The sequence below is a fragment of the Pokkaliibacter plantistimulans genome (assembly GCF_003194385.1).
Classification (GTDB): Bacteria; Pseudomonadota; Gammaproteobacteria; order Pseudomonadales; family Balneatricaceae; genus Pokkaliibacter; species Pokkaliibacter plantistimulans.
Genome location: NZ_LAPT01000098.1, coordinates 51,805 through 78,339 on the forward strand (window position 1 = coordinate 51,805; position 26,535 = coordinate 78,339).

At 58.5% G+C, this 26,535-nt stretch carries 21 protein-coding genes; 13 read left to right on the forward strand and 8 right to left on the reverse strand.

The window, feature by feature from the left end:
* Positions 1-48: 48 nt before the first annotated feature.
* The gene (gene pstB, locus WH50_RS19260) at positions 49-876 is read left to right on the forward strand and encodes a phosphate ABC transporter ATP-binding protein PstB (RefSeq protein ID WP_104152884.1); all 828 of its coding nucleotides are present in this window, start codon (positions 49-51) and stop codon (positions 874-876) included.
* A gap of 250 nt (positions 877-1,126) precedes the next feature.
* A complete protein-coding gene (gene phoU / locus WH50_RS19265) occupies positions 1,127-1,849 on the forward strand; it encodes a phosphate signaling complex protein PhoU (protein ID WP_104152883.1) in 723 nt (240 codons plus the stop codon).
* 119 nt (positions 1,850-1,968) lie between these two features.
* Here phoU and WH50_RS19270 read toward each other — a convergent pair whose 3' ends face one another.
* The 5 genes from WH50_RS19270 to WH50_RS19290 form a co-directional block, all read right to left on the reverse strand.
* On the reverse strand, positions 1,969-2,736 hold the full coding sequence (locus WH50_RS19270; RefSeq protein WP_243410182.1) for a UTRA domain-containing protein: 768 nt from the start codon (positions 2,734-2,736) through the stop codon (positions 1,969-1,971).
* 193 nt (positions 2,737-2,929) lie between these two features.
* On the reverse strand, positions 2,930-3,751 hold the full coding sequence (gene murI, locus WH50_RS19275; protein ID WP_110188920.1) for a glutamate racemase: 822 nt from the start codon (positions 3,749-3,751) through the stop codon (positions 2,930-2,932).
* 82 nt (positions 3,752-3,833) lie between these two features.
* Positions 3,834-4,973: a hypothetical protein gene (locus tag WH50_RS19280; RefSeq protein WP_110188921.1), complete on the reverse strand. Its 1,140-nt coding sequence runs from the start codon at positions 4,971-4,973 to the stop codon at positions 3,834-3,836.
* A 129-nt stretch (positions 4,974-5,102) separates the two neighbouring features.
* Positions 5,103-7,637 carry a bifunctional diguanylate cyclase/phosphodiesterase gene (locus WH50_RS19285; RefSeq protein ID WP_110188922.1) on the reverse strand — a complete coding sequence of 845 codons (2,535 nt, stop codon included), beginning with the start codon at positions 7,635-7,637 and terminating at the stop codon, positions 5,103-5,105.
* 140 nt (positions 7,638-7,777) lie between these two features.
* Complete coding sequence (locus WH50_RS19290) at positions 7,778-8,674, reverse strand: LysR family transcriptional regulator (RefSeq protein WP_104152879.1); 897 nt, start codon at positions 8,672-8,674, stop codon at positions 7,778-7,780.
* Between the two features lie 124 nt (positions 8,675-8,798).
* Here WH50_RS19290 and WH50_RS19295 point away from each other — a divergent pair, with 124 nt between their 5' ends.
* Positions 8,799-9,671: a Vmh family MBL fold metallo-hydrolase gene (locus WH50_RS19295; protein ID WP_110188923.1), complete on the forward strand. Its 873-nt coding sequence runs from the start codon at positions 8,799-8,801 to the stop codon at positions 9,669-9,671.
* A 36-nt stretch (positions 9,672-9,707) separates the two neighbouring features.
* Here the strand turns inward: WH50_RS19295 and WH50_RS19300 are convergent, their stop codons facing one another.
* Positions 9,708-10,280 (reverse strand): carboxymuconolactone decarboxylase family protein, encoded by a 573-nt coding sequence (locus tag WH50_RS19300; protein WP_104152877.1) that lies wholly within the window; start codon positions 10,278-10,280, stop codon positions 9,708-9,710.
* Positions 10,281-10,444: 164 nt separating this feature from the next.
* Entirely contained in the window at positions 10,445-11,779 is a 1,335-nt protein-coding gene (locus WH50_RS19305; protein ID WP_110188924.1) for an aspartate aminotransferase family protein, read from the reverse strand.
* 241 nt (positions 11,780-12,020) lie between these two features.
* Between WH50_RS19305 and WH50_RS26160 the strand changes: the two genes are divergently transcribed.
* The 4 genes from WH50_RS26160 to WH50_RS19320 all read left to right on the forward strand — a co-directional run bounded on the left by WH50_RS26160 (position 12,021) and on the right by WH50_RS19320 (position 17,295).
* Positions 12,021-12,287 (forward strand): hypothetical protein, encoded by a 267-nt coding sequence (locus WH50_RS26160; protein WP_133251374.1) that lies wholly within the window; start codon positions 12,021-12,023, stop codon positions 12,285-12,287.
* 2 nt (positions 12,288-12,289) lie between these two features.
* Positions 12,290-13,267 (forward strand): TAXI family TRAP transporter solute-binding subunit, encoded by a 978-nt coding sequence (locus WH50_RS19310; protein WP_110188925.1) that lies wholly within the window; start codon positions 12,290-12,292, stop codon positions 13,265-13,267.
* 251 nt (positions 13,268-13,518) lie between these two features.
* Positions 13,519-16,131 (forward strand): TRAP transporter permease, encoded by a 2,613-nt coding sequence (locus WH50_RS19315; protein WP_104152874.1) that lies wholly within the window; start codon positions 13,519-13,521, stop codon positions 16,129-16,131.
* A gap of 255 nt (positions 16,132-16,386) precedes the next feature.
* Positions 16,387-17,295, forward strand: coding sequence for a MurR/RpiR family transcriptional regulator (locus WH50_RS19320; protein ID WP_110188926.1), 909 nt, complete (start codon positions 16,387-16,389; stop codon positions 17,293-17,295).
* 123 nt (positions 17,296-17,418) lie between these two features.
* On the opposite strand, the gene WH50_RS19325 is transcribed toward WH50_RS19320, so the two are convergent.
* Complete coding sequence (locus tag WH50_RS19325; protein WP_110188927.1) at positions 17,419-19,017, reverse strand: ABC-F family ATPase; 1,599 nt, start codon at positions 19,015-19,017, stop codon at positions 17,419-17,421.
* Positions 19,018-19,328: 311 nt separating this feature from the next.
* On the opposite strand from WH50_RS19325, the gene WH50_RS19330 reads away from it, so the two are divergent.
* From WH50_RS19330 to WH50_RS19355, 6 genes are all read left to right on the forward strand, one after another.
* Positions 19,329-19,808, forward strand: a complete 480-nt coding sequence (locus WH50_RS19330; protein WP_110188928.1) for a hypothetical protein — start codon at positions 19,329-19,331, stop codon at positions 19,806-19,808.
* Entirely contained in the window at positions 19,808-20,329 is a 522-nt protein-coding gene (locus WH50_RS19335) for an ankyrin repeat domain-containing protein (RefSeq protein WP_110188929.1), read from the forward strand. The genes WH50_RS19330 and WH50_RS19335 overlap by 1 nt, the downstream gene beginning before the upstream one ends.
* A 363-nt stretch (positions 20,330-20,692) precedes the next feature.
* Entirely contained in the window at positions 20,693-21,529 is an 837-nt protein-coding gene (locus WH50_RS19340) for an AraC family transcriptional regulator (protein ID WP_110188930.1), read from the forward strand.
* A gap of 134 nt (positions 21,530-21,663) precedes the next feature.
* Positions 21,664-22,302, forward strand: a complete 639-nt coding sequence (locus WH50_RS19345; RefSeq protein ID WP_110188931.1) for a LysE family translocator — start codon at positions 21,664-21,666, stop codon at positions 22,300-22,302.
* 458 nt (positions 22,303-22,760) lie between these two features.
* A complete protein-coding gene (locus WH50_RS19350; RefSeq protein WP_110188932.1) occupies positions 22,761-24,092 on the forward strand; it encodes a YjiH family protein in 1,332 nt (443 codons plus the stop codon).
* Between the two features lie 363 nt (positions 24,093-24,455).
* A complete protein-coding gene (locus tag WH50_RS19355; RefSeq protein WP_110188933.1) occupies positions 24,456-26,423 on the forward strand; it encodes a methyl-accepting chemotaxis protein in 1,968 nt (655 codons plus the stop codon).
* The last annotated feature ends 112 nt before the right edge of the window (positions 26,424-26,535 follow it).

Below are 26,535 nucleotides of genomic sequence, written 5' to 3' on the forward strand. Positions count from 1 at the left end.
AGATTGTGGTGTCACTGCCGGGCGTGGCGGTGATCAGGAGAACCGTTGATGAGAAATGAAGCCCAGGCTATTCCGATCCGCACCGATATCAACAGTGCTGCCTATCTTGATCTGAGCCATGAAAAGGTGGCGCTGCAGGTAGAACAGCTGAAACTGTTTTACGGTGACAAGGAAGCGCTGCATGGCATCAATATGACCATCCCCAAGCACCGGGTGACGGCCTTTATCGGCCCGTCCGGCTGCGGCAAGTCGACCCTGCTGCGCTGTTTCAACCGGATGAATGATCTGGTGGAAGGCTGCCGTATTGAGGGTCGCATTCTGCTGGATGAGGCCAATATCTACGAGAGGGGCGTCGAAGTGGCGGAGCTGCGGCGGCGGGTCGGCATGGTGTTCCAGAAGCCCAACCCCTTCCCCAAGACCATCTATGAAAACGTCGCCTACGGCCTGCGTATTCAGGGCATCAACAAGAAACGTCTGATCGACGATACGGTGGAATGGGCGCTGCGCTCGGCCGCCCTGTGGGATGAAGTGCATGACCGGCTGCATGAGTCGGCGCTGGGCCTGTCCGGCGGTCAGCAGCAGCGTCTGGTGATTGCCCGCACCATTGCGGTGCGCCCTGAGGTACTGCTGCTCGATGAACCGGCTTCTGCCCTTGATCCCATCTCGACCCTGAAGATCGAAGAGCTGATCCATGAGCTGAAGGATCGCTTCACCATCGTCATCGTCACCCACAACATGCAGCAGGCGGCGCGGGTATCGGACTATACTGCCTTTCTGTATATGGGCGATCTGGTGGAGTACGACACCACCGATACGCTGTTTACCAACCCACGACAGAAGAAAACCGAGGATTATATTACTGGCCGTTATGGCTAAGGCTATCCGCACGATTTGCTGCGTGCTGTCCTCATGCAGCGGCAGCAGGAAACTTTACATACATAAACGGGTCCATTTCACAGAACCGGTATGCTTTTTGCGCCACCTAAGGGAACTGCCGTTCCTGATGGCGCAACGGTGAAAAAATCACAATAAAAACAACGTAATGACCGTAAGCAGAAGGCTGTCAGGCATTGCGATGATCGGTTAACGACGAAGCCCTACTACCCGGCAACCTCAGGGGGAGACCATGCAATTGCAGGACATGCACTCCGACCATATTTCGCAACAGTTCAATGCGGATCTGGAAGCGATCCGCGGCCGGCTGCTGGCGATGGGCGGATTGATCGAGAAGCAGATTCAGGACGCCCTCACCGCACTGGTGGAAGGGGATACCGAACTGGCCCGTGTGGTGCGCCAGAATGAAAAGCAGGTCAATACCATGGATGTGGAGATTGACCAGGAATGTACCCGCATCATTGCCCGCCGCCAGCCCACCGCCTCTGATCTGCGAATGGTGGTGACCGCCTATAAGTTCTCCAGTGATCTGGAGCGGATGGGCGATGAGGCCAAGCGTATCGCCAAACTCACGCTCAAGCTGGCCGAAGATGGCCAGTCACCCCGTGGCTATGTGGAAGTACGCATGATCGGCAACCATGTGCTCGACATGGTGCGCAAGATCCTGACCGCCTTTGCCCGTTACGATCTGGCCACTGCTTATGACGTGGCCAAGGAAGACCGGCTGGTGGATCAGGAATACAAGTCGGCCACCCGCGCGCTGGTGACCTACATGATGGAAGACCCGCGTTCCATTTCTAGTGTGCTGCACATGCTGTGGGTGCTGCGTTCGCTGGAGCGTATCGGTGACCATGCTCACAACATCGCGCAGTATCTGGTGTTTCTGGTCAAGGGCAAGGATGTGCGCCACGCCGGGCTGGAAAGCTTCAAGAATGCGGTGGAAGGTAACCGTTAAGCCACATCCCTGCTGTACAAAACCAAGAGCCCGTCGGCTTTCACCGACGGGCTCTTTTATTTTGCATGGCGAGCATGGGAAGACGTTGAGAATCTGTTCAGGCTCGCGCCGGTAGCGGCCTACCCTTTGGCGTGGACACTGATGCACAACGCATCATGCAGCCAGAACTCCTCATCAAACTCGATAAACACCCCTTCGCTGTTGCGGCTGATACGGTTGACATACAGTCCGGCGGTACCGGGTGTGACACCGAGAATCCCGGCCTGAGGTTCGGTCAGGGCGGTGGGATACATGGTCACATGCTTGTCGGACAGTGACACGCTGTACTCATGGCGCATCAGTTTCCACAGGGACTGGTTGAAATCGAAACGCAGCAGGCCCGGACAGACGGCCGGATTGACATAGATGTTCTCGGTCAGAATGGCACGGCCATCGATATAGCGGCGGCGCTGGATATGGTAGATCTCGCTGCCCTCTTCCAGCCCGCTTTTCTGCGCCAGCCAGGCGGGTACGGTCAGGCTGGTGGACTGCAGTGTCTCGGTGCGCGGTACGCCGCCCTGCTTGGTGACATAGTCGGTGAAGCTGACGTCGAGGCTGGGGTCGTAGATGATGCGTTCGGGGGAGACAAACCAGCCGCGGCGATTGGAGCGGTACAGCTTGCCCTCGGCTTCCAGCTGGCCCAGCGCCAGACGGGCGGTGACACGGGTGGTCTGGTATTGCTCGGACAGGGTACGTTCCGATGGCAGGCGGCTGTGGGCGCTGAGCTGGCCGGTGGCAATCTGCGCGGCAATGCGGTCACGCAGTTGCAGATAGAACGGAGTACGGCTGTTCTCGGTATCGTCGGCGCTCGCACTCGCTGCGTCGCGCTGTCCCTGTGAAGTGCTCAAGATGTGCCTTCCTGCAAAATGTGCCTTCTTGATAGTCAGTAAAAGCCCGCCGCCGCAGGGCTGGTACGCTGCCAGAGGTGGCAGGCCGGGCGTTGCGGGCATGGTATAGGCCAGTCTGTGACAGTTTGATGATGGTCCGGGCAGGCCATTTCAAGGTGATCAGCCTGTTCCCTGACAGCGCGTCAGCAGGTGGTCAGGACGACCAGTGACGGATATCCGGCGCCCCGCCATCCTGCCACAGCTGCGGAATGATAAAGCGTGCCTGCTGTATGGACCCTGAGGTCCAGAAGGCGACCTGACCCCGTGCCGTGTTGTTGCTGAGCAGATGCTGTTCGGCCAGACGGCGCTGCAACTCCCGCACCACCGCCGGTGCCGGATCAATGATCCTGACCTGCTGGCCGGCGCTGGCCTGAATCAGGGAGACCAGAAACGGATAGTGAGTGCAGCCCAGCACGATGGTGTCCGCCCCCTGCTGGCACAGCGGCTGGACGTAATCGTCCACCATCTGCTGCAGCTCGGCGCTGTCCAGCTCACCGTTTTCGACCCGCTCCACCAGCCCCGGACAGGGTTGGACCAGAATGGTGGCGGCACTGCTGAAACGCGCGACCAGACGGTTGAAGTTGTCACTGACGACGGTACGACTGGTGGCCAGCACCCCGACCACCCCGGAACGGGTCTGGGTAGCGGCCGGTTTGACCGCCGGTTCCATGGCAATAATGGGAATACTGAAGCGCTCGCGCAGCGCACTGGCGGCGGCACCGGTGGCGGTATTGCAGGCGACGACAATGGCCTTCACCCCCTGCGTCAGCAGAAACTCACACACCGCCATGCTGCGGGCGGTGACGGCGGCCTGACTCTTGTCGCCATAAGGCGCATGGCCGGAATCACCGACATAGAGCAAATCTTCATGGGGCAGCTGGGCGCGGATTTCACGCAGCACCGACAGACCGCCGACCCCGGAATCAAACACACCGATGGGCAGACGGGAGGCATTGGGAGCCGTGGACGCGGTCATGGCGACAGGACCTGCAACAGATAGGGGAGTAAGCATAGGGCGCCTATGATGCCATTTCCGCTGATGGGGAAGAAGCCTTCTGTCAGCCGCTGCTCTCTGCCCGACGCGGCTTGGCCGCAGGCGCTACGCTAGCGGGGGCCGTCTGCCCGGCCAGCAGGCGCTGACAGACCTGCTGGTTGTCGAAGTAACGTGAGTGAATGCGGGCTGCAAGGCGATCGGTGAGGGTGCCGCTGGCACGAATGCTCAGCTGCTCGATGCGGCGATCATCCAGCCTGTCCACATCGGCTCCGGTAGCCAGCCAGTCAGCCGGTGAGGTGATGTCCAGCCACTGCAGCAGATCGTTGCGCTGCATGCATTTGCTCTGTTCCTCCAGCAGCCAGGGTACCCGCTTGTGCAGTAACTCCAGTGGCGAGCCAAGGGTAAACAGTCTGATGCCGGGGCTCACGCTGAGTGGCAGATCGGCCAGTACATCAATCGCAATGACGGTGCCAAAGCTGTGGGCCACCAGGGTGATACGCTGATAAGGGCGCAGCTGGCCATCACTGTCGGCCACACTGTCCGCCAGGGCCAGATAACTGCGTATTTGCTCCCTGACCCGGCGAACGATCTGCAGCCTTAACGCCGGGGTGTCTGGCCCTGCTGCTTCTTCGGCCGTATAGCGTTTGCTGAAGTCCATGGCGTCCACCACGGAAGTCACCGGCAGCACGCCCATCAGCAGGGTCACCAGCGCCCAGAGCTTCCAGCTGCCCATGGTGCTGAGGATACCGTCCAGCCAGTGACCGAGCAGGGCCGTGCTGCTGTCGCTGCTATTGACCAGTGCCTGAGCGAACAGCGCCAGCGTGCTGTAATACCAGAACACCAGCATCAGCCCGGACAGCAGGATCGACAGGGTGAGATATTTGCGTTGCCACCAGCCCTGCCAGACCGGCGACAGGCCCCAGTAGAGAAACAGCGACAGGCCACGTTGAATGCGGGTGGACAGCGGTTGCTGGGACAGGCTGGGTACCATGTCGTTCCAGTAGGCCTCGACCACATCCAGCGTCAGTGGCTGGCCATCACGCTGGCCACTCAGGCGACACAGATCCTGCGGTAACTGCGGATCATCTATACGGTTAAGCAGCACCTGTTCGGAGGCCATGCACAGGCCATCGCAGAAACTGTCCCGTTGTTGGTATTTGGCAGCACGGCCTATACCGGGCAGCAGTATTACCAGCTCACGCATGAGGTGTTCCTCCGGAGTGTCAGGCAAGGGCCCGGAACGTGACCATGCTCTCAGCGTGAACACGTTCCGGGCGAATACAGCTTATGCCTGACAAGGGTAGCTCAGTGGGTCTGAGCTGCCAGCCGGTTTTCAGCCATGACGGGCAGCGGCTGCCCGCCACTGCTGTAGCCATTGCTGCAGTTCTGCCGCAGGCACCGGGCGTGAGAACAGATAACCCTGCCCGACCTGATAGCCCTGCTGACGCAGAATCTGCTGCTGGCCTTCTTCCTCGATCCCTTCTGCCACCACGATCAGGCGCAGGCTCTCGCCGATACGCATGACGGCCTCACTGAGGGCGCGGGCAGTAGCGTCACTTTCCAGGTCACTGACAAAGCTGCGATCAAGCTTCAGCTCATGAATGGGCAGTCGGCGCAGGTAACTGAGACTGGAATAGCCGGTACCGAAGTCATCCATGGCCAGATTGACTCCTTGCGAATGAATGGCATCAAGGGTGGTCAGGGTGCTCGGGTGGGTATCCATCAGGACGCTTTCGGTAATTTCCAGCGTCAGGTCCTGGGGTTGCAGCTGGTGGTGCTGGAGGGTGTGGGCAATTTGCTGCGGCAGCTCCAGATTATGGAAGTCCGACGGCGACAGGTTGACCGACACCGCCGGTACCTGCAGGCCCTGCCGGCGCCAGGCAGCCAGCTGCCGGCAGGCCTCCTGTACCGCCCAGTGGCCGAGCTGGCCGATCAGGCCGCACTCTTCCGCCAGCGGAATAAAGCGGGTGGGGGGAATGCTGCCCAACTCGGGGTGCTGCCAGCGTGCCAGCGCCTCAACGCCATACAGGCTGCCATCGGCCAGATTGATCTGGGGCTGGTAATGCAGTTGCAAGCCACCATTGTCGAGGGCATCGCGCAGGGCATTTTCCAGCGCCATACGCTGCTGCGCCTGCTCGTTCAGTTCGTGGCTGAAATAGCTGACGTGGCCACGGCCCATGCTCTTGGCCTGATACATGGCCATGTCGGCACGATGGATCAGGCTTTCCATATCATGGCCATCATTGGGGAACAGGCTGATGCCAATGCTGGCCGAGGGGATCAGCGTGGTGCTGCCGATGCTGAACGGCTGGCTGATGCGGCCTTTCAGCTGCTCCACCACCTCTGCCAGTGCCTGACTGCTGTAGCGTGGCAAGACCATGACAAACTCATCACCTGACAGGCGGCCGACGATGTCGACATGGCGCAGATTCTCCGTCAGGCGCTGGGCAATCACCCGCAGCAGCTCGTCGCCGGCAGGATGGCCAAGGGAGTCATTGACCTGCTTGAAGCGGTCCAGATCGATAAACAGCACGGCAATGTTGTCGCGATGGCGCTCGGCGGCGGCCAGTGCCTGATCGGCACGGGCGTGCAGCAGGCTGCGATTGGGCAGTTTGGTCAGGCTGTCGTAGAACGCCAGCTGACGGATATGGGCGCGGGCTTCCTCGCGCTCCAGCGCCAGTGCGCAGAGGTGGGTGCTGACCTCTACCATCCGCTGATGCAGCGGATTGGGGCCGCGACATTCGCGGTAATAGAAGGCAAAGGTGCCAAGGATACGGCCGCTGCTGGAGCGAATTGGCGTCGACCAGCAGGCTTTCAGGCCGTGGGGCAGTGCCAGCTGTTTGTAGGGTGCCCAGTACGGATGGCTGGCAATATCGGTGACGATCACCGGCTCGCCGATAAAGGCCGCGGTGCCGCAGGAGCCGACACCCTCGCCGATGGCCACCCCTTCCAGCGCTTTGTTGTATTCCGCGGGCAGGCTGGGGCCTGCCAGCGGATGCAGTCGCCCCTGTTCATCGACCCGGAGGATGGACGCCGTGACTTCCGGTGCCAGATGCTCCACTTCCCGGCAGACGGTATTCATCACCGTTTCCAGCGGCTCCTCGCGCACCATGGCCGACAGCACACGGTTCTGCAGCAGCTCATGCATCTTCGACTGGGTGATGTCGGTCAGCACGGTCAGGGTGTTGAGCAGCTGACCCTGTTCATCCAGTACCGGATTGGTGGTGACGCTGCACCAGATGCGTTTGCCATCGCGGGTATAGATCAGCTCTTCGGCGTGGAAGGGCTGGCCTCTGGCCAGCTGATCATGCAGGGCGTCGACCTGCTCCTGCTCGGCATAGGGCGCAATGATGGAGGTGGGAATAGCTCCGAGCATCTGCTTGCTGCTGTAGCCGAACATCTGGCTGAAACCGTCGTTAATGTACAGGGTGCGCCAGCGGCCATCAGTGATGATGATGGCATTGTCGGTACGGTCGGTGACCATCGACAGCAGCTGCAGGTGTTCGGCGTTGCCGTAACCCGAAGCGCTGGCCGTCTGACGCAGGTGGCTGTCGAGGGCGCTGATAAAGACGGTGAAAATGGTCTGGCCCTGCTGCTCGGCCCGGCTGACACGGAGGCGCCCGCGTCGCACGATACCGGCCACGGTCAGGTTGATGTCCTGCGGTGCGGCGCTCAGCTCATGAATCGCGGGCAGGTCGGCCGGCCATAAGGCGGCCAGTGGCTGGGCCAGCGCGGTCTGGCGCGGGCAGTCCCAGAAGCGCTCCGCAGCGGTATTGAACAGCAGCACTCTATGACCATCGGTGACCATGACGGCGTCACTGAGTTGTTCCAGGGTACTGGCAAATAGGTCCGGCAGTTGTGTGGGCATGACGATCAATCCGTGGTTGCCAGAATGGCAGAGGCAAGCTGGCCTCAGTTTAGAACTTTCTTATGCACTGTGTGGGGTTAATTGGTCTGATGTTGCCACCCATCACACCAATTTCTGCCCGTGAGCCTTCCTGAACCTGTTTACTGCCACAGAGGCTGTGCCGCCATGCGCGCCAGCAGGAAGTCGAGAAAACTGCGTAGCAGCGGCGTCATCTGCCGGCGATGGCTGTACACCCCATAGATGCTCATGGTCATCGGTGCCCACTGTGGCAGCAGGCGAACCAGTTGCCCTGCCGCCAGCAGAGCCTGCACCGAATACAGTGGCTGCAGGCTGATGCCCTTGCCCTTGAGGGTAGCCTGCAGCAGCAGGTTGGCATCGTTGGCGCTGAGATTACCACTGACCGCCACGCTGGCGGGCCCCTGCTCGCTGGCAAACTGCCACAGGCTCTTGCCGACGTAGCTGTGGGTCAGGCAGTTGTGACTGGCCAGATCCTCCACCCGTTGCGGCAGCGGATGCTGTTGCAGATAGGCGGGGCTGGCGCAGATCACCGAGTGACAGGTGCCCAGACGTCGCGCTATCAGATTGGGGTCCAGCTCATTGGTGATGCGCAGTGCCAGATCGATCCGCTCTTCCACCAGATTGACGGTCTTGTCCAGCTGCAGAATGTCGATGGCGGTGCCGGGCCAGCGTGCCAGATAGTCGCTGGCGGCATCGCACAGCAGCGCAGTGGCCAGTGAATAGCTGCAGGTAATGCGCAGCAGCCCTTTCGGTGCCTGATCCTGACGGGCGCCGATGTCACCCAGTTCCTGCTCCAGTGCCAGCATATCCCGTGCCCGTTGCAACGCCTGCTCCCCGGCATCGGTCAGGCTCTGGCGTCGGGTCGTGCGTTGCAGCAGGCGGGAGCCCATCCAGCTTTCCAGCTCGGCCAGATAGCGCGAGGCCATGGCGCGTGACATATCCATGCGCTCGGCGCCGGCGGTGAGGCTGCCCTGCTCCACCACGGCGACAAAGACCTGCAGTGCGGTCAGTCGGTCCATAGGTTTCTGATATCCGATTTGCTCTGTAATCGAGCAAGTTTAGTCAAAGTTATGCGGTATTTGCTCGATCAGATGATCAATAGACTGGCGCACATCGATCTTACCTACCTGTTGGAGTTCTGTTATGCAGCCGTCCGTGTCCCGGTGTTTCCTTCCTGCTGTCGCGCTGAGTGGCGTATTACTGGCCTCCGCAGCGACGGCCGCCCCCTTGCAGGTGCAGGTTTACAATCCCGCTGACAAGGGCATCTTCCCGGTCAGTTCGGAGCTGGTCAGTGGTGAACATGAAGCCATTCTGGTGGATGCCCAGTTCGGCGTGGCCGACGGCGAGGCGCTGGTGCAGATGATCAGGGCCAGTGGCAAGCAGCTGAAGCTGATCTATATCAGCGGTGGCGATCCGGACTATTACTTTGGTCTGCAACCGCTGGTCGAGGCCTTTCCCGGTGTGAAAGTGGTGGCCAGTCAGCGGGTGGTGGAACATATCGAGCAAACCAAAGATGCCAAACTGGGCTACTGGGGGCCGATCCTCGGCGCGCAGGCACCGACCCGCCTGACCGTGCCTGAGGTGCTGAAGGCCACCACCCTGACGGTGGATGGGGAAGTGCTGGAAGTGAAGGAGATCAATACCGCCAATGCCTACCTGTGGGCGCCATCGATCAGGACGGTACTGGGTGGGGTGCTGGTCACCGCCGGGCAGCATGTATGGATGGCTGACAGCCAGACCCCCGCGGTGCGGCAGGCCTGGGTGGAGGCGCTGGATGGCATGCTGGCGTTAAAGCCGCAGCGGGTCATCCCCGGTCATTTCCTCGGCGCGGAGCCTGAAGGCAGCCGCGCTGTCGAGTTCACCCGTGACTACGTGCTGCATTATGAGCAGCTGCTCAAACAGAGCACCGGCTCAGCCCAGCTGATCGAACAGCTGAAGCAGAACTACCCCCAGTTGCCGGTGGATGACGGTCTGGCCATCGGTGCCAGGGTCAATACCGGCGAGATGAAATGGTAAGTACTTGCTATCGCTGAGCCTGCAGCTCCTGCAAGACTAGGAGCTAACCGCCTCAGGGAAAGGCAGGCTGTGCTCACCCTGCGGGCGCATGGCAAACACATTGAGGGTCATGGCGACCAGAGCGTAGTAGCCAAAGATGCCGACCAGTTCTACCAGCGCGGGCTCGCCGAAGGTCGCCACGCCCTGCTGATACAGGGCGTCACTGACCCGACGGGTATCGTACAGTTGCTGGCCAATGGCATAGATCAGCGCTTCTTCCGGGTCGCTGAACACGGGGGGCTGGCCCTGCCGCAGGGCGTCCACCACCTCGGCAGAGAGACCGGCCTTGAGGGCAATGGGCTCATGGATCAGCCATTCGGCCTGTGACTGCCAGCGGCTGGCCGTCAGCAGGATGGCCAGCTCCGACAGGCGGGTCGACAGCCGGGTATGGTAACGACAGAACGCGCCCAGCTGCTGGGCGGGCTGGGCCAGTCCGGGGCTGTGAATCCAGGCCAGGAACGGACCATCCAGATTGCCACGGGGGCCGGACAGAATATCCTGCAGCACCTGCTGCTGGGCCGGGCTCAGCTGCTCATCGGCAATTGGGGTAAGACGGGATTGCATGCTCATGGGGTCTGTTCTCCAGTCGCTTAACAGGTCGTTGAAAATCTATCTGCGTTGCCGAATACCGCGTCAAAAACAGGCTCAAAATGCTCATTTAGTTCACTAAACTCCGCTTTTTCGCCTGTTCTTTCCTTGTCTCGGCTGCCTCGATAACGTTTTTCAACAGCCTGTTAACGAGGCAGTTCGGCGAAAACCTGATCACAGGCCAGTGCCAGTTTGTCGACCAGCTCATCCAGCTGGCTGTCCTGCAGGATAAAGGGCGGTGCCAGCAGAATATGGTCGCCTGTCCGGCCATCCACGGTGCCGCCCATGGGGTAGCACATCAGGCCGTTGGCCATCGCGGCTTTCTTCAGTCTGGCATTGACTTTCAGGCTGGGGTCAAAGGCTGCCTTGCTGCTGCGGTCCTGCACGATTTCCAGCCCCTGAAACAGGCCACGGCCGCGAATATCACCGATAAAGGGGTGCTCGGCAAAACGCTGACGCAGCCGTGCCATCAGGCTGTTGCCCAGCTGGCGCACCTGTGGCAGCAGGTTGCGCTGCTCGATCTGGTGCTGCACCGCCAGTGCCGTCGCGCAGGCGGTGGCGTGGCCAATATAGGTGTGGCCGTGCTGGAAGAAGCCGCTGCCACTGGCAATGGCCTGATAAATCTGCTTGCTGACCAGCGTGGCACCAATCGGCTGATAACCGGCGCCCAGCCCCTTGGCAATGGTGATCAGGTCGGCACTGATACCTTCCTGCTCGGCGGCAAACAGGCTGCCGGTGCGCCCCATACCGCACATTACCTCATCCAGAATCAGCAGCACGCCATACCGGTCACATACCTCGCGGATGCCTTGGAAGTAACCGGGCAGCGCTGTGACTGCGCCGAGCGTGGCACCGACCACCGGCTCTGCGACGAAGGCCATGACCTGATCCGCTCCCAGACGCAGAATCTCGTCTTCCAGCTCGCGCACCAGACGGGCGACAAAATCCCCCTCGCTTTCTCCGGGCTGCTGTTCGCGGTAGGCATAGCAGGGGCTGACATGGCTGACATTCATCAGGATCGGCTCGAACTGCTGCCGGCGCCAGGCATTGCCACCGGTCGCCAGTGCTCCCAGGGTGTTGCCGTGATAGCTCTGGCGCCGGGCGATCAGGTGACGACGCTGTGGCTGGCCGATCTCGACAAAGTACTGCCGCGCCAGTTTCAGTGCGGCTTCCACCGCTTCCGAACCCCCCGATACGAAATACACCGACTCCATACCGGCCGGCGCGCGCTCAATCAGGAAGTCCGCCAGTTGTTCCATCGGCTCGGTGGTGAAAAACGAGGTATGGGCGTAGGCCAGCTGGCTGACCTGCTGCTGCACGGCGGCAATCACCGCCGCATCACTGTGACCGAGGCAGGACACTGCCGCACCGCCACTGGCATCCAGATAACGCTTGCCCTGCTGGTCGATGATGTAGGCGCCGTCGCCACGGACGGCGACGGGATAGGTGTGCTGCAGATGACGATGAAAAACATGACTCATGGCGCTGACCTGTGTTGTTGGGCATGTAGGGAAAGGCTGGCACTGAGATCGTGAAGACGTTCTGAGGTCGGTCTGACCGTCGTCGTGTGGTTTCAGTCACTGTCGTGGCAAATATTAATGGCAAAAATATTTGCGTCTTACAGATATGAACTGAAACCAGTAATGACGTGGTGTCTGGCCAGATCGCCGGGTGCCATGGCAAAACGAAGTGCAAATCCCTGCTGGATTTTAAAATGATTTTGTGCAAAAAATAAATGCAAATAAATTAAAAGCAAAAAATAAATGCATTTTTGTTGTCCCTGATAAAAGCAGTGAAATACTTCAAATCGAAGTCAATAAAGCAGTTTTTCTAATGGTTTTGCCCTATGCAAACCAGAAGATCATTGGTACTGTGCTGGCCGGTTTATTCGGACCGGCAGGAACTGAAAAAAGGAATTGGCCACTCAGGCGCTCCGACAGGAGTCTCCCTTGGCGGCTTTCCTGTCACTATCAGCTCGAAGAGGAATAACAATGAAGCACCCGATTTCCACCGCGATTGCCCTGACCGCCTCCCTGCTGGGAAGCGCCCTGGTCAGCACTCAGGCGCGTGCCGAAGAGCACTTCATCAACATCGGTACCGGCGGCCAGACTGGCGTCTACTACGTTGTTGGCCAGTCCATCTGCCGTATGCTCAATCAGGGCACCACCAACCACGGCATTCACTGTAATGCCCCTTCTACCGGTGGTTCCGTTGCCAACGTGAATGGCCTGAAAGGCAAGTCGCTGGACATGGGCGTCGTACAGTCTGACGTGCAGTACAACGCCTACCATGGCACTGGCAAATTTGCCGATCAGGGCGCCGATGAGCACCTGCGTGCCCTGTTCTCCATGCATGCCGAGCCGCTGACCGTGGTTGCCCGTGCTGATTCTGGCATCAACACCCTGGCTGACCTGAAAGGCAAGCGCGTCAACATCGGTAACCCCGGTTCTGGCCAGCGTGCCACCATGGAAGCCGTGATGGGCGCTGAAGGCTGGACCAAGGAGTCGTTCTCTCTGGCTTCTGAGCTGGATGCCAACGAGCAGTCTTCTGCCCTGAGCGACAACAACATCGACGCCATGGTGTATGTGGTTGGTCACCCCAACGGTTCCATTCAGGAAGCCACTACCACCACCGAAGCCAAACTGATTCCGGTGGAAGGCGCTGAAATCGATGCGCTGGTTGCCAAGTTCCCCTACTACGCCAAAGCCGTTATCCCCGGTGGTCTGTACCGCGGTAACGATCAGGACGTGAACACTTTCGGTGTGCGCGCCACCGTCATGACCACCGATGCTGAAGACGAAGAAGTGGTTTACCAGACCGTGAAATCGATCTTTGAAAACTTCAGCCGCTTCAAGCGTCTGCACCCTGCGTTCGCTAACCTGAACGAGAAAGACATGGTCAGCCAGGGTCTGTCCGTTCCTCTGCACCCCGGTGCTGCGCGTTATTACAAGGAGCGTGGCTGGCTGTAATACATGCTGTCAGTCTGCCAGACCGTTCACGATCTGCTGCGCGTCGGCCACAGGGCGCTGAAAAGACCTTCGGAATGCGAATTCAGGACACCTGAACACCGCTTCCCCCGCTCTTTTCACCCTGTTTGGCTCTGGCTCGCGCAATCGTAAACATGTTCTGGCAGACCGGCCGTCAGCCACCAGCGTAAAACGGGCAGCCTGCAAGGCTGCCCTTGTCGTTTCTTGCGTTCCTGCTTGTTCGGACTCTGCCTATGACCTCACCCGTCGCTCATCAAGACGCCAAAGACGTACTGGAGGACATGGTTGCCTCCAACGACACCGGCGCCCGTTCCCCCGCGGGAATGGCCAAACCCCTGCTGCTGGGGATTGCTGCTCTGTGGTCGTTGTTCCAGCTGTGGCTGGCCTCGCCCCTGCCCTATGTGTTCGGTTTTGGCGTGTTCAGCGCCACCGAGGCACGCTCGATTCACCTGGCCTTCGCCCTGTTGCTGACCTTCCTCGCCTACCCGGCGTTCAAAACCTCACCCCGTGACCGTATTCCTGCCCTGGACTGGCTGCTGGCTATCGTTGCCATGCTGGCCGGGCTGTATATCTACATGTTCTATGAGCAGCTGGCGGGTCGTCCCGGTCAGCCGATTCTGCAGGACGTGCTGGTGGGTGTGGCCGGTATGCTGCTGTTGCTGGAAGCCACCCGCCGCACCCTCGGCCCACCGCTGATGATTGTGGCGCTGGTCTTCATCGTCTATTCCCTGGCGGGCAAGTACATGCCCGGCATGCTGGCGCACCGTGGTGTCAGTCTGGATGCGCTGATCAACCATCAGTGGCTGACCACACAGGGCGTTTTCGGTATTGCTCTGGGGGTTTCCACCAGCTTTGTGTTCCTGTTTGTGTTGTTCGGCGCTCTGCTGGAAAGCGCCGGTGCCGGTAACTACTTCATCAAGGTGGCCTTCTCCATGCTGGGCCATCTGCGTGGTGGCCCCGCCAAGGCGGCGGTGGTGTCTTCCGGTCTGACCGGGCTGATTTCCGGCTCCTCCATTGCCAACGTGGTCACCACAGGCACCTTCACCATCCCGCTGATGAAGCGTGTCGGCTTTAGCGCATCACAGGCCGGTGCAGTAGAAGTAGCCGCCTCGGTCAACGGCCAGATCATGCCCCCGGTGATGGGTGCTGCAGCCTTCCTGATGGTGGAATACGTCGGTATTCCCTATGTTGAAGTCATTCGTCATGCCTTCCTGCCGGCCATCATTTCCTACATCGCCCTGCTCTATATCGTTCATCTGGAAGCGCTGAAAGCCGGTATGACCGGTCTGCCCAGCAGCAATCCGCAACGTCCGCTGCTGCGCAAGCTGTTTGGCTTCGTCACCGGCATCGTGATGCTGATTGTTGCCTCTGGTGTGGTCTATTACGGTCTGGGCTGGATGAAGCCTGCACTGGGAGAGGCGGCGCCCTGGGTGATCAGCGTCCTGCTGGCGGTGGTGTATCTGGGCCTGCTGAAGCTGGGCTCGGGCTACCCTGAGCTGGAAATGGATGACCCCAATCAACCTGTGGTCAAACTGCCGCAAACCCGTCCGACCGTGATGGTTGGCCTGCACTATCTGCTGCCGGTGGTGGTGCTGGTATGGTGCCTGATGGTTGAGCGTCTGTCACCCGGTCTGTCCGCCTTCTGGGCTACCGTCTTCCTGATCTGCATCATGCTGACCCAGCGCCCGCTGATTGCCATGATGCGTGGCCGCAGCGAGCTGAAGGCGGACGTCATGCATGGCGTCAACGATGTGTGGGAAGGTCTGGTGGCCGGTGCCCGCAACATGATTGGCATCGGTATCGCGACCGCCACCGCCGGTATCGTCGTCGGTGCCGTGTCGCAGACCGGCGTTGGTCTGGTGCTGGCCGATCTGGTCGAATACCTGTCCATGGGCAACCTGCTGCTGATGCTGGTGCTGACTGCCGTCCTGAGTCTGATTCTGGGCATGGGCCTGCCCACCACGGCCAACTACATCGTGGTCTCGGCCCTGCTGGCACCGGTCATCGTTGAGCTGGGCCAGCAGAGTGGTCTGGTGGTGCCGCTGATCGCGGTGCATCTGTTCGTGTTCTACTTCGGCATCATGGCTGACGTGACGCCGCCAGTGGGGCTGGCGTCCTTTGCCGCGGCGGCCATTTCCGGTGATGATCCGATGCGTACCGGCGTGCAGGCGTTCCTCTACAGTCTGCGTACGGCGGCTCTGCCGTTCCTGTTCATCTTCAACACCGATCTGCTGCTGATCGACGTGACCTTCTGGCACGGCGTGCTGATCTTTATCGTCTCTACCGTGGCGATGCTGATCTTTGCTGCCGCCACTCAGGGCTGGTTCATGGCACGCAGCCGCTGGTATGAGAGCCTGCTGCTGTTGCTGGTAGCGTTCAGCCTGTTCCGTCCCGGTTTCTGGATGGACATGCTGCATGACCCCTATCAGGAGATTGCCCCCAGCCAGTTCGCCCAGAGCTACGAGCAGTCAGATAAAGACAGTGATCTGCGCGTGCGTATTGAGGGCATGAATGCCTTTGGCAAGCATGTCAGCAAGGTGGTGCTGGTGCCGGTAGTGGATGCCAAACCCGGTAAGACCCGTCTGCAGACGCTGGGTCTGGAGTTGCTGCAGGACGGCGACAAGGTCACGGTCGACATGGTCGATATGGGCAGTGTCGCAGCGGATCTGGGCTTTGACTTCGATCAGCAGATCGTCAGCGTCAAAGCACCGGTTGAGCGCTGGGCCAAGGAATGGATGTGGCTGCCTGCACTGGCTCTGTTGCTGCTGGTGATCGGTATGCAATGGCCACGGCGTCAGGCAGGCAGTCGCGGCCGTAACGCCGGGCTGCGCGCTGAGGCATCCTGACCGTCAGGCGTGTGCCGGGCGGATCGAATACGACCGCCCGGTAATGACCATTCACTACTTGTCAGTTAACTACTGATCAGTTCACTACTGTCAGTCGCTACGCTAACAGCCCATCACGACGCGATGCCGACGTGATGGGTTTACACCCTTTCCCTTCCCTCCCTACAATCGCGCTGCAGGCCCGCGTTTAGCTCAGCTCAACGCCATGCGCTCGTCGCCTGCTACGTGCTTCACTCACCTTTACAGGATCCCGTTATGGCTGATGTTGCCGAGCTTGTTGCCCCTACCACGCTGCCTGCCCTGCGTCAGTTGCTGGAGCAGATCACTCAGGGTCAGGTGGCGTTACGGCTGGGGGCGCAGGCCCGACGGGTGCTGACGGCCATGGTGGAGCAGCCACAGCGGGCTGCAGTGTCGACGATCAGCCAGCTGGCGACGGAACTGGGGGTCAATGCCTCCACCTTGTCACGTCTGGCGCAGCGTCTGGGCTACAGCGGCTTTAATGATCTGCAGGCGGTGTTCCGTCGTGAGCTGACCGAGGGCAGCCATTTCTACAGCGAGCAGGCCAGTCGTCTGCAGCTGGGCGGCAGTGAAGCGGATGGGCTGAGTCAGTTCACCCGTCTGGCCCGGCAGGAAAGTGCCAATCTGGCCACGCTGGTCGGCAGTATTGACGCTACTCAGCTGGAAGCCAGTACCCGCTTACTGGTCAGCGCGCGCAAGGTCAGAGTGCACGGGGTGCGTCAGCTGGCCTCCATTGCGCTGTTTATGTCCTATGGTCTGGGGCTGATTCGTGATGAAGTGGCGCTGCTCGATCCGGCACAGCAGGGGGTGGCGCAGGGGCTGGCCCCTCTGAATGAAGACGATGTGCTGGTCGTGGTCAGTTGCTTCCCCTACTCCAGTGCCGTGCTGAAAACCGCCGAAGTGGCCCGCAGTCAGGGTATTCCCCTGATTGCCCTGACCGACTCGGCCAGCTCCCCGCTGGCACGTCTGACCCCGCATGTGTTTCAGGTGCCCACACACAGCCTGTTCTACAGCAACTCCATGTGCAGCTTTATGCTGCTGGCCGAAGGGCTGCTGGCGGAGGTGGCGCATATTCTGGGGGATCAGGGTGTCGAGACCCTGCAGCGGCGCGAAGCGCTGATCACGGCATTGCAGGAGCGCATCTAGCCTGTTTACTGCCCGGCTGAGCGGCAAGCATCGGGGCGCTAAATAGAGGTCATGAAAAAGCCGGAGGCATTACGCACTCCGGCTTTTCGGTTTCAGGCTGCCGCCAGGCAACAGGGTGCTGGCTTAGACGCCTTCTACGCCCTGACTGCGCAGGTACTCGTCATAAGTACCGTGGAAGTCATTGATACCCTTATCAGTGATTTCCAGAATGCGGGTGGCCAGAGAAGAGACGAACTGACGGTCGTGGCTGACGAAGATCAGGGTGCCGGGATAGTTTTCCAGCGCCAGGTTGAGTGCCTCGATGCTTTCCATATCCATGTGGTTGGTCGGCTCGTCCATCAGCAGTACGTTGGGGCGCTGCATGATCAGCTTGCCGTACAGCATGCGGCCTTTCTCACCCCCTGACAGCACCTTCACCTTCTTGGCGATATCGTGCTGAGAGAACAGCATGCGGCCCAGAATCGAGCGCACATACTGCTCGTCTTCATTGGGGTTTTTCCACTGTGCCATCCAGTCGTAAAGGGTTTCGTCATCCGCGAAGTCGGCGCTGTGGTTCTGGGCGAAGAAACCAATCTTGGCGTTTTCTGCCCATTTCACCATACCGGCTTTCGGCTCCATCATGCCCGCCAGAGTATTGATCAGGGTGGATTTACCAATACCGTTCTGACCGATGATGGCCACTTTTTCGCCCACCTCGATGCTGAGGTTGACCTTGCTGAACAGCAGGTTGTCGCTGTAGCCCTGACCCAGCTGTTCCACTTCCAGAGCCAGACGGTACAGCTTCTTGTCCTGATCAAAGCGGATGAACGGGCTCTGACGGCTGGAAGCCTTGACCTCGGCCAGCTGGATCTTGTCGATCTGCTTAGCGCGTGAGGTGGCCTGCTTGGCCTTGGAGGCGTTAGCCGAGAAACGGCTGACGAAGGATTGCAGCTCGGCGATCTGGGCTTTCTTCTTGGCGTTGTCAGACAGCAGACGCTCACGCGCCTGAGTGGCCGCGGTCATGTACTCGTCGTAGTTGCCGGGGTAGATGCGCAGTTCGCCGTAGTCCAGATCCGCCATGTGCGAGCAGATGCTGTTAAGGAAGTGACGATCGTGGGAAATGATAATCATGGTGCAGTTGCGCTCGCTCAGCACCCCTTCCAGCCAGCGAATGGCGTTGATGTCGAGGTTGTTGGTCGGCTCGTCGAGCAGCATGATGTCGGGTGCGGCAAACAGCACCTGAGCCAGCAGCACACGCAGCTTCCAGCCCGGCGCAACGGCGCTCATGGGGCCGAAGTGCTGTTCCAGCGGAATATCCAGACCCAGCAGCAGCTCACCGGCACGGGATTCGGCGGTGTAGCCATCCAGCTCGGCAAACTGGGCTTCCAGATCGGCGACCTTCATGCCGTCTTCTTCGCTCATTTCCGGCAGCGAGTAGATACGGTCACGCTCCTGTTTGACTGCCCACAGCTCAGCGTGGCCCATGATCACGGTATCGATCACGGTGAAGTCTTCGTAGGCGAACTGATCCTGCTTCAGTTTGGCAACACGGATATTGGGCTCATAGGCGACGTTACCGGCGCTGGGCTCCAGATCACCGCCCAGAATCTTCATGAACGTCGACTTGCCGCAGCCGTTGGCGCCGATCAGGCCATAGCGGTTGCCTTCGCCGAATTTGACGGAAATGTTTTCAAACAGCGGTTTGGCACCAAACTGCATGGTGATATTGGCGGTAGAGATCAAGGTTTGATGCCTCGTTTAAAATCAATGGTGTTGGTCGGGCCAACAGGATCAGGTTGTCGCGTGCCGTGATGCTGGGCGTCGGGATGCCAGCAGTATGTCAGAGGGGCGTTACAGCAGTGCGAAAGCAAAGGGGCGCTATGATACTGGTCTGAGCAGAAAATGCCCAGCGACAGTCGTATGCTGGGGCCACCAATATTTGAACAGGAAGTGAGCAGAGGGTCGTTGATCATCGATAGGGGAGTTACTATAGTGACCCGCTCTTTGAAGGAGGTAGTCTCAGGGATAAATACTCTAATGTAAGGAAACATACTATGTCTGATTATGTGATGTTACGTAGTTTTAAAGCGGATGAGCTTTATCTGGATGCGGAGGAAACCAAAGCGGTTTTAAAGTTCTTTTTCCCCGCTGATGCGCAGTTTGTTGACAGTTTGACCATTACAGATCACACAAGAGGCTTTACTCAGGGGCTGCTTGTACAAGCCATCGACTCAAGTTACTCGATGGGGTTCATCGATATTCTTTATCGAGTTTCTTCAAGCCCTGCAAACGGGCCAATGAAAATAATTAAGTCTTTCACCAAAAAGGCAGCAAAACATTGGTTCAAACATGCAAAAGCCCATGATTTGATCAATGTAAAAATATATGAAAGTGTGCGGGCAGCAATTTCAGTTAAATTTCGTTCTGTATTTTTTAATGAAGTTTCAAAGCTTGATGAAGCGAATAGACAATATGGTGCTGTTCTTGCTGTAAATAACCCTACCCGTGCAGTAAGCAATGAGGTCTGGTGCTAATGAAAAAGGTACTGTGGCTTTCTATTACTGCAGTGATAACGGCTTTCTGTCTCTGGGCTTATGGTCTTTGGCGTATGGATATAGAAACCCTGACCACATGTAGCGTATCGGAAAGTAATATATTTTGGGCATATCCTCAGCCACTCTGCACGTCATATCTCGTTCGATTTCGGGGCACGAAAGAGGATATTGGCACACTTGCTAGTGGGGGCGGGCTAGATCCTGTTCTCAATGGAGATAGTGGTGATAAATATAAGATCGCTGAGTATCTTCTATCCAAAGGATTATCTGTAGATAGCAAAAATTATTACGGTTACAAGCCAGAAGAGGCTACTACACCACTGCAGTCAGCGGTCTATTACAACGATCCAGAGCGTATTGAGTTTTTGCTTCAACATGGGGCAAGTAAGGATGTCAAAGATAAAAATGGCAGGACGCCATTAGAGGTCGCTAAAGAGCTGCAACAACGCAAACCGGCCATTGATCGGCAAAGGGTTATCTCGCTATTGGAAAATAAATAGCGATTTATTAGGGAAAAATAAGGGAGTTATCAGAAAGGGAAATGTTTACTGGTCGCCATGACCTATTCCACCTCTGGAGGCGTATCATCACCCGCTGATGCTGTGAAAAAGCATTTTTGCTTAACTTTGGCCGAAATTAAAAAATAAATCAGCTTAGGTTGGTAGCGTGTCGCCAATTTGACGTGACCTTTGTCTGTCAAATTGGCGGTTTAATACGCATTCAGGTGTCGGGCAACGGCTAAAACAACGAGCAGGCACCGGCCAAAGTCAAAATCATCCAAAACTTCCGCTCTGGCCAGCAGCTATACTGATCGTTGCTGCTGGCTGTCGGCAGCACCTTTCACCCTGATGAGTTGAGGAGCAATGGAGCAGGCGCGTTTTATTCATGCGGCCGATGTCGGAGGGCTGGAGCTGTTGCAGGCGACCTATGAGCGCCAGCGGTTTTCCCGTCATTCTCATGAGGGCTACACCATCGGGGTGATTGAATGCGGTGCCCAGCGCTTTTTCCGCAATGGCAGCAACCATGTGGCATCACAGGACTGCCTGATTATCGTCAATGCCGATGAGGTGCATGACGGCCACGCCGCCAGCGAGGGTGGCTGGTCCTATCAGGCCATCTATCCATTGCCTGCGGTGTTCGCCGAACTCAGTGACGAGCTGCAGCTCGGTGGTCTGCCCTATTTCCGTGACTCGGTAATTCACGATCCGCTGCTGGCGCGCCAGTTGCGTCAGCTGTTCCGCCTGCTGGCAGCCGGTCAGGGCGGTAATTCACTGCAGCGTCAGACCCTGATGATGGACGCCATGGCACAGCTGATGCTGCGCCACGGCGGCCAGCGGCGCAGTGTTGCCATGCTGCAGGAAGCGCCACTGGCTGTGCAGCGGGTGCGCGACTATATCGATGCGCACTGTCAGGACAATCTTGGCATCGAGACGCTGGCCGCCATCGCCGGGCTCAACCCCTTCTACCTGACCCGACTGTTCCAGCGCACAGTGGGTTTGCCGCCCCATACCTATCAGCTGCAGCAGCGTATTGCCCTGGCGCGACGGCTGATCCTGCAGGGCATGGCGCTGCGTGATGTGGCGCAGCAGGCGGGCTTTGTCGATCAGAGCCACCTCAATCGCTGTTTCAAACGCATCATGGGGGTAACGCCGGGGCGCTATGGTCTGCTGCCCGCTACGACAGCAGTGCTCAGGGATTAGCCGGCAGCCGGGTGGTCGATTAGCAAAATTCAGTCTGGCCGGTCACGGAGTTTGTTAGGCTGAGCCCTCGCGCAATTGATTTAAAGCGCTCTGCTGGGGCACATCGCTCTGTTGGGTCAAAGAGACAGGTCATCATGCTTGGAATTATCAGCTTCCCGCTGTTTGTCGGCGCCACTTTTCTGCTCAATATCACGCCCGGTCCCGATACCGCCTTTGTGGTCGGCCGCAGTGTGGCACAGGGACGACTGGCCGGTGCCCTGTCGGCACTGGGGATTGGCGCCGGTAGTGTCATTCACTCCCTGGCCTGTGCCTTTGGCCTCAGTGCCATTCTGGCCGCGTCGCCGTCAGCCTTCCTGCTGATCAAGATGCTGGGGGCGCTGTACCTGATGTATCTGGGCATCAATCTGCTGCGGGCGTCCTGGCGTCAGCGGCACCACCACGCCGAAGGCACGGCACCCGTGGCTGCGCTACCGATGAGCCCGAAGCGCCTGTTCATGCAGGGCTTTATCACCAATCTGCTCAATCCCAAGGTGATCCTGTTCTTCCTGTCGTTCTTTCCGCAGTTTGTGGCGGCAGACAGCCAGCACACTTCACTGGCGTTCCTGCTGCTGGGCGCGGTGTTCGTGGTGATGGGCACCGCCTGGAATCTGCTGGTGGCCATGGTGGCCGGTAGTCTCAGCCAGCGCATGTCTGGCAATCAGCGGCTGAAATGCTGGCTGGATCGGGTGGTGGGTACGGCCTTTATCGGTCTGGGCGTCAAACTGGCATCCTGATGGGCCAGCCAGAGGCGTGCTTGTGACCTTGCGCGTAGCGGTCACAGGCTGGGTCTTATCCCGCAGCGTGGCAGGGTGAATAGCCAGTGAAGTTGGTTAATGCAACGGTGGATGAGAAGAAATAAAGGTTACGGAGTAAGTGATCGCAGACTGCGTGGTCATCATGCTTGCGCCTGAGGTGCCAATAGCCGCATCCAATCAGTGTTTTCAGCTGTATTGGATGACAGCCGTTCCTCAATGGCGCCCAGAGCTACCCAATAGGTTCGGTAAAAGGCGCTTCTTGCAAAGATGCTTCAGGCAACAGGCTGCCTTTGACAACGGTGAGTCATAGCGGCGCTGACCGCTTACTTAACGGTTGACGGTGTGGGTTATTTGTATGTATTTGTATATACAACTAATAACAACAACAGCGACACAGACATGCCCTGCTGTGTTAAATACCCCACAGGAGCCAAGTGATGACTTCATCCAGTTCTGCCGTACAGGAAGAGCGTCGTTTCCCTTCGCTGGTCAAGCTGATGCTGTTCAGCCTGATCGGTATTCTGTTTTTCTTTGTGCCGGTGACCATCAAGGGTGTCAGCACTATTCCGCTGGATCACATGGTCACCTGGCTGCGTAGTGAAGCCACTGGCGCGGTCGGCATCTATGCGCTGGTACTGATCGTTGCTGGCGGCGTCTATCCCTTTGTCAGCGGGAGCTGGAATCGCAACCTGACCAGCCGGGTCTTTTCGCTGCTCAAGCTGCTGGGCGTGGTGGTGGGTTTCATGGCCTATTTCGAGGTTGGCCCGGCGCTGCTGTTCAGCAAAGACATGCTGCCCTTCCTGTTTCACAAACTGGTGATTCCCGTGGGCCTGATCGTGCCCATTGGTGCAGTCTTTCTGGCGTTCCTGATTGGTTACGGCCTGCTCGAGCTGGTGGGTGTGCTGGTGCAGCCGATCATGCGTCCGGTATGGAAAACCCCGGGCCGTTCAGCCATTGATGCGGTGGCCTCCTTTGTTGGCAGTTACTCCATCGGCCTGCTGATCACCAACCGGGTGTACAAGGCGGGTGGTTACTCCGCCAAGGAAGCCGCCATCATTGCCACCGGCTTTTCTACTGTCTCTGCCACCTTTATGGTGATCGTGGCCAAAACGCTGGGCCTGATGGATATCTGGAACCTGTATTTCTGGTCGACCCTGATTGTCAGCTTCGCCGTTACTGCCATTCATGTACGGTTGTGGCCGCTGGCGGGCATGGATAACCACGCCTCGCAATCCGAGCCGGTCGCCCAGCCCGGTAATCGCTTCAACCATGCCCTGAGCGAAGGCATCAAGGTGGCGGAGTCGGCCGAACCGCTGCTGAAGAGCGTGGCAACCAACGTCAGGGAAGGCGTACTGATGGCCATGGGCATTCTGCCTTCTATCCTGTCGGTGGGACTGATCGGTCTGCTGGTCGCCAAGTACACCCCGCTGTTCGATATGCTTGGCTATCTGTTCTACCCCTTCGCCTGGCTGGCACAGATGCCGGAGCCACTGGTGCTGGCAAAAGCCACAGCCAGTGGACTGGCAGAAATGTTCCTGCCTGCCCTGCTGATGACACAGGCCGATGTGGTGTCGCGCTTTGTTATCGCGGTGGTGTCGGTATCGTCGATCCTGTTTTTCTCCGCCACCATTCCCTGCGTGCTGTCGACTGATATCCCGCTGAGCGTGCGGCAGATGGTGGTGATCTGGTTCCAGCGCACCGCGCTCAGCATCCTGCTGGCTGCCCCCTTTGCCTTCTATGCCGCCGGGCAGATGGCCAGCGCGGGCTGAGCCACGACCCCTCTCACACTGTGTAATCTCCATTGGCAGGCCAGATTTTGGCCTGCTTTTTTTGTCTTTTCAGCAGCCCTGTCGTGCACAGTTATGTGCAGTTCTGCGCCGATCTGGCTCATTCTGCGGTGTTATCGCGAGGTTTTGTTCAACAACTTTCTGACGACGGCTGACCGGTGTTCGCGCAACTGGCGTTTTTAAGACAAATCCTCCTGCTTTGCTGTCAGGCAGGCGCTTTAGGTGTGATTTGTGATTATGGTGAGAGCTGGGATCCCTGCTCCGACCACTGTCGGGAATCGGCACGCAGCGATGTAAAAAAATGCCTACACTTGGTTCACTGCCAACCAACCAGAGCGATTTGCGATGAGTATTAAAGCCAAGCTGTTATCGACCTTTCTGGTTACCACATTGTTGCCCGTGCTGATCGTGGCGGCGCTGACCATTCATAGCGTCACCAATCAGGCCCGTGAAGACTTTGTCGAAACCAGTAACCTGGACGTGAAACTGGTGGAAAACACCTTCACGACCTTCTTTGATTCGGTCGGCCACACGGTATCGGCGATGGCAGACTATCCGGCGGTTAAGGATGCCGACAACGGTGACATCACCACCTACTTCGGTGCGGCGCAAAAGCCCGCGCAGGTAGCCACGGCCAAGGGCGGGCGGGAAAAGCAGATCTTTGATTACTTCTCCAGCATCGGTAACAACAACCCGGCACTGGGTTATGTCTACATGAGTGATACCAAGGGCGGCTATATCGAATGGCCGGGTACCGGTGACTACGGTGACTGGGATCCACGCAAACGCCCCTGGTACACCATCGGTAAAGACTCCAACTTCAAACTGGGTCGCCGCGATGGCTACTACTGGGAGCCGGACGATGCGGTCTATGTCTCGGTGCTGAAAGGCTTCAAGAACACCGCCGGGCAGTTTGCCGGGGTGGTCGCCATCGATGTGTCGCTCAAGTCCCTGACCGACATGACCCAGAAAATCCGCTTTGGTGATACCGGCTTCTTCATGCTGGTGGAAGGCAGCGGCACCCTGCTGGTGGACGGTCATCAGCCCAAGAACAACTTCAAGAAGCTCAATGAGCTGAAAGACCCCTACTTTGCCACCCTGGCCAGTACCACCAATGGTGTGGTTGACCTGAGCATTGATGGCGTCGACTACATGGCCAACGTCTATACCTCGCCCACGTTGGGCTGGAAGCTGATCGGCTTCCAGCAGAAGGCAGAAATCTACGCCAGCGCCTACCACCTGACCTGGCTGACCCTGGCGGTCAGCGTGGTGCTGGTGGTGGTGTTCGGTATCGTCGGGGTGATTATCGCCCGTCGCATCAGCACCCCGATCAATCTGGTCAAAGACGGCCTGCAAACTATCGCACAGGGTGAAGGCGATCTGACTCATCGTCTGGCCATCCTGAGTCAGGATGAAACCGGCGAGCTGGCCAAGTGGTTCAACCAGTTTATCGAGTCGACTCAGGGCATGATTCGGGTGATCAAGGACAACGCCGTGACCATTCACGAAGTGTCCGACCAGACCAGCCAGCGTTCGGCCTCCATGGCCAAGACCATGCAGCACCAGCTCAGTGCGGTCGAGCAGATCGTTACCGCGGTGACGCAGATGTCGTCGGCGGCCAATGATGTGGCGAAAAACTGTGTACATACCGCCGAGGTGTCGGAACAGGGGCTGGCAGCGACCCGCAACGGCAAGGAAGTGATCAACCGCAGCGCAGCGGGCGTCAACAAACTGGGCCGCAGTATGCAGGAATCCAGTGACGTGATTCAGGAGCTGGAGAAGGAGACGGTGAATATCAACAACATCCTCTCCACCATCCAGCAGATCGCCGAGCAGACCAACCTGCTGGCCCTCAACGCCGCCATCGAGGCTGCTCGTGCCGGTGAGCAGGGTCGTGGTTTCGCAGTGGTGGCCGATGAGGTGCGCAATCTGGCCAAACGGACCCAGGATTCCACCGAGCAGATCAACCGTATCCTTAACCTGCTGGTCAGCCGTATTCAGGAAGTGACCGTGACCATGGATCACAGTCTGGCGGAATCCAGTGAAGCCATGCGCTTGTCGGAAGAAGCCATGGGTGCCTTCGAGAGCATCGAGGCGGCAGTACAAACCATCCGTGATATGACTATGCAGACCGCCAGTGCCACCGAAGAGCAGCATCTGGTCACCGAGGACATCAACCAGAACATCGTCTCCATCAACGAGGCGGTCAATCAGGTGTCGGCGCAGGCGGCGGAAGTGGAACATTATTCGCGCGAACAGAGTCAGCTCAGCAGCAGCCTGCGCCAGCTGGTGGCACGTTTCCGCACCGAATAATCGCTCAGCATCCTGCTGTAACTACAGGGCCCCGCACTATGCGGGGCCTTGTGTTTTAACAGGTCGTTGAAAATCTATCTGCGTTGTCGAATACCGCGTCAAAAACAGGCTC

Bases quoted from the DNA above. Each gene is read 5' to 3' on its own strand.
- murI (WP_110188920.1), bottom strand. From the start codon at position 3,751: ATGACCGCGTCCACGGCTCCCAATGCCTCCCGTCTGCCCATCGGTGTG.
- WH50_RS19355 (WP_110188933.1), top strand. From the start codon at position 24,456: ATGAGTATTAAAGCCAAGCTGTTATCGACCTTTCTGGTTACCACATTG.
- WH50_RS19315 (WP_104152874.1), top strand. From the start codon at position 13,519: ATGACCTCACCCGTCGCTCATCAAGACGCCAAAGACGTACTGGAGGAC.
- WH50_RS19345 (WP_110188931.1), top strand. From the start codon at position 21,664: ATGCTTGGAATTATCAGCTTCCCGCTGTTTGTCGGCGCCACTTTTCTG.
- WH50_RS19300 (WP_104152877.1), bottom strand. From the start codon at position 10,280: ATGAGCATGCAATCCCGTCTTACCCCAATTGCCGATGAGCAGCTGAGC.
- WH50_RS19340 (WP_110188930.1), top strand. From the start codon at position 20,693: ATGGAGCAGGCGCGTTTTATTCATGCGGCCGATGTCGGAGGGCTGGAG.
- WH50_RS19295 (WP_110188923.1), top strand. From the start codon at position 8,799: ATGCAGCCGTCCGTGTCCCGGTGTTTCCTTCCTGCTGTCGCGCTGAGT.
- WH50_RS19285 (WP_110188922.1), bottom strand. From the start codon at position 7,637: ATGCCCACACAACTGCCGGACCTATTTGCCAGTACCCTGGAACAACTC.
- WH50_RS19305 (WP_110188924.1), bottom strand. From the start codon at position 11,779: ATGAGTCATGTTTTTCATCGTCATCTGCAGCACACCTATCCCGTCGCC.
- WH50_RS19350 (WP_110188932.1), top strand. From the start codon at position 22,761: ATGACTTCATCCAGTTCTGCCGTACAGGAAGAGCGTCGTTTCCCTTCG.
- pstB (WP_104152884.1), top strand. From the start codon at position 49: ATGAGAAATGAAGCCCAGGCTATTCCGATCCGCACCGATATCAACAGT.
- WH50_RS19330 (WP_110188928.1), top strand. From the start codon at position 19,329: ATGTCTGATTATGTGATGTTACGTAGTTTTAAAGCGGATGAGCTTTAT.
- WH50_RS19280 (WP_110188921.1), bottom strand. From the start codon at position 4,973: ATGCGTGAGCTGGTAATACTGCTGCCCGGTATAGGCCGTGCTGCCAAA.
- WH50_RS19310 (WP_110188925.1), top strand. From the start codon at position 12,290: ATGAAGCACCCGATTTCCACCGCGATTGCCCTGACCGCCTCCCTGCTG.
- phoU (WP_104152883.1), top strand. From the start codon at position 1,127: ATGCAATTGCAGGACATGCACTCCGACCATATTTCGCAACAGTTCAAT.
- WH50_RS19335 (WP_110188929.1), top strand. From the start codon at position 19,808: ATGAAAAAGGTACTGTGGCTTTCTATTACTGCAGTGATAACGGCTTTC.
- WH50_RS19320 (WP_110188926.1), top strand. From the start codon at position 16,387: ATGGCTGATGTTGCCGAGCTTGTTGCCCCTACCACGCTGCCTGCCCTG.
- WH50_RS19290 (WP_104152879.1), bottom strand. From the start codon at position 8,674: ATGGACCGACTGACCGCACTGCAGGTCTTTGTCGCCGTGGTGGAGCAG.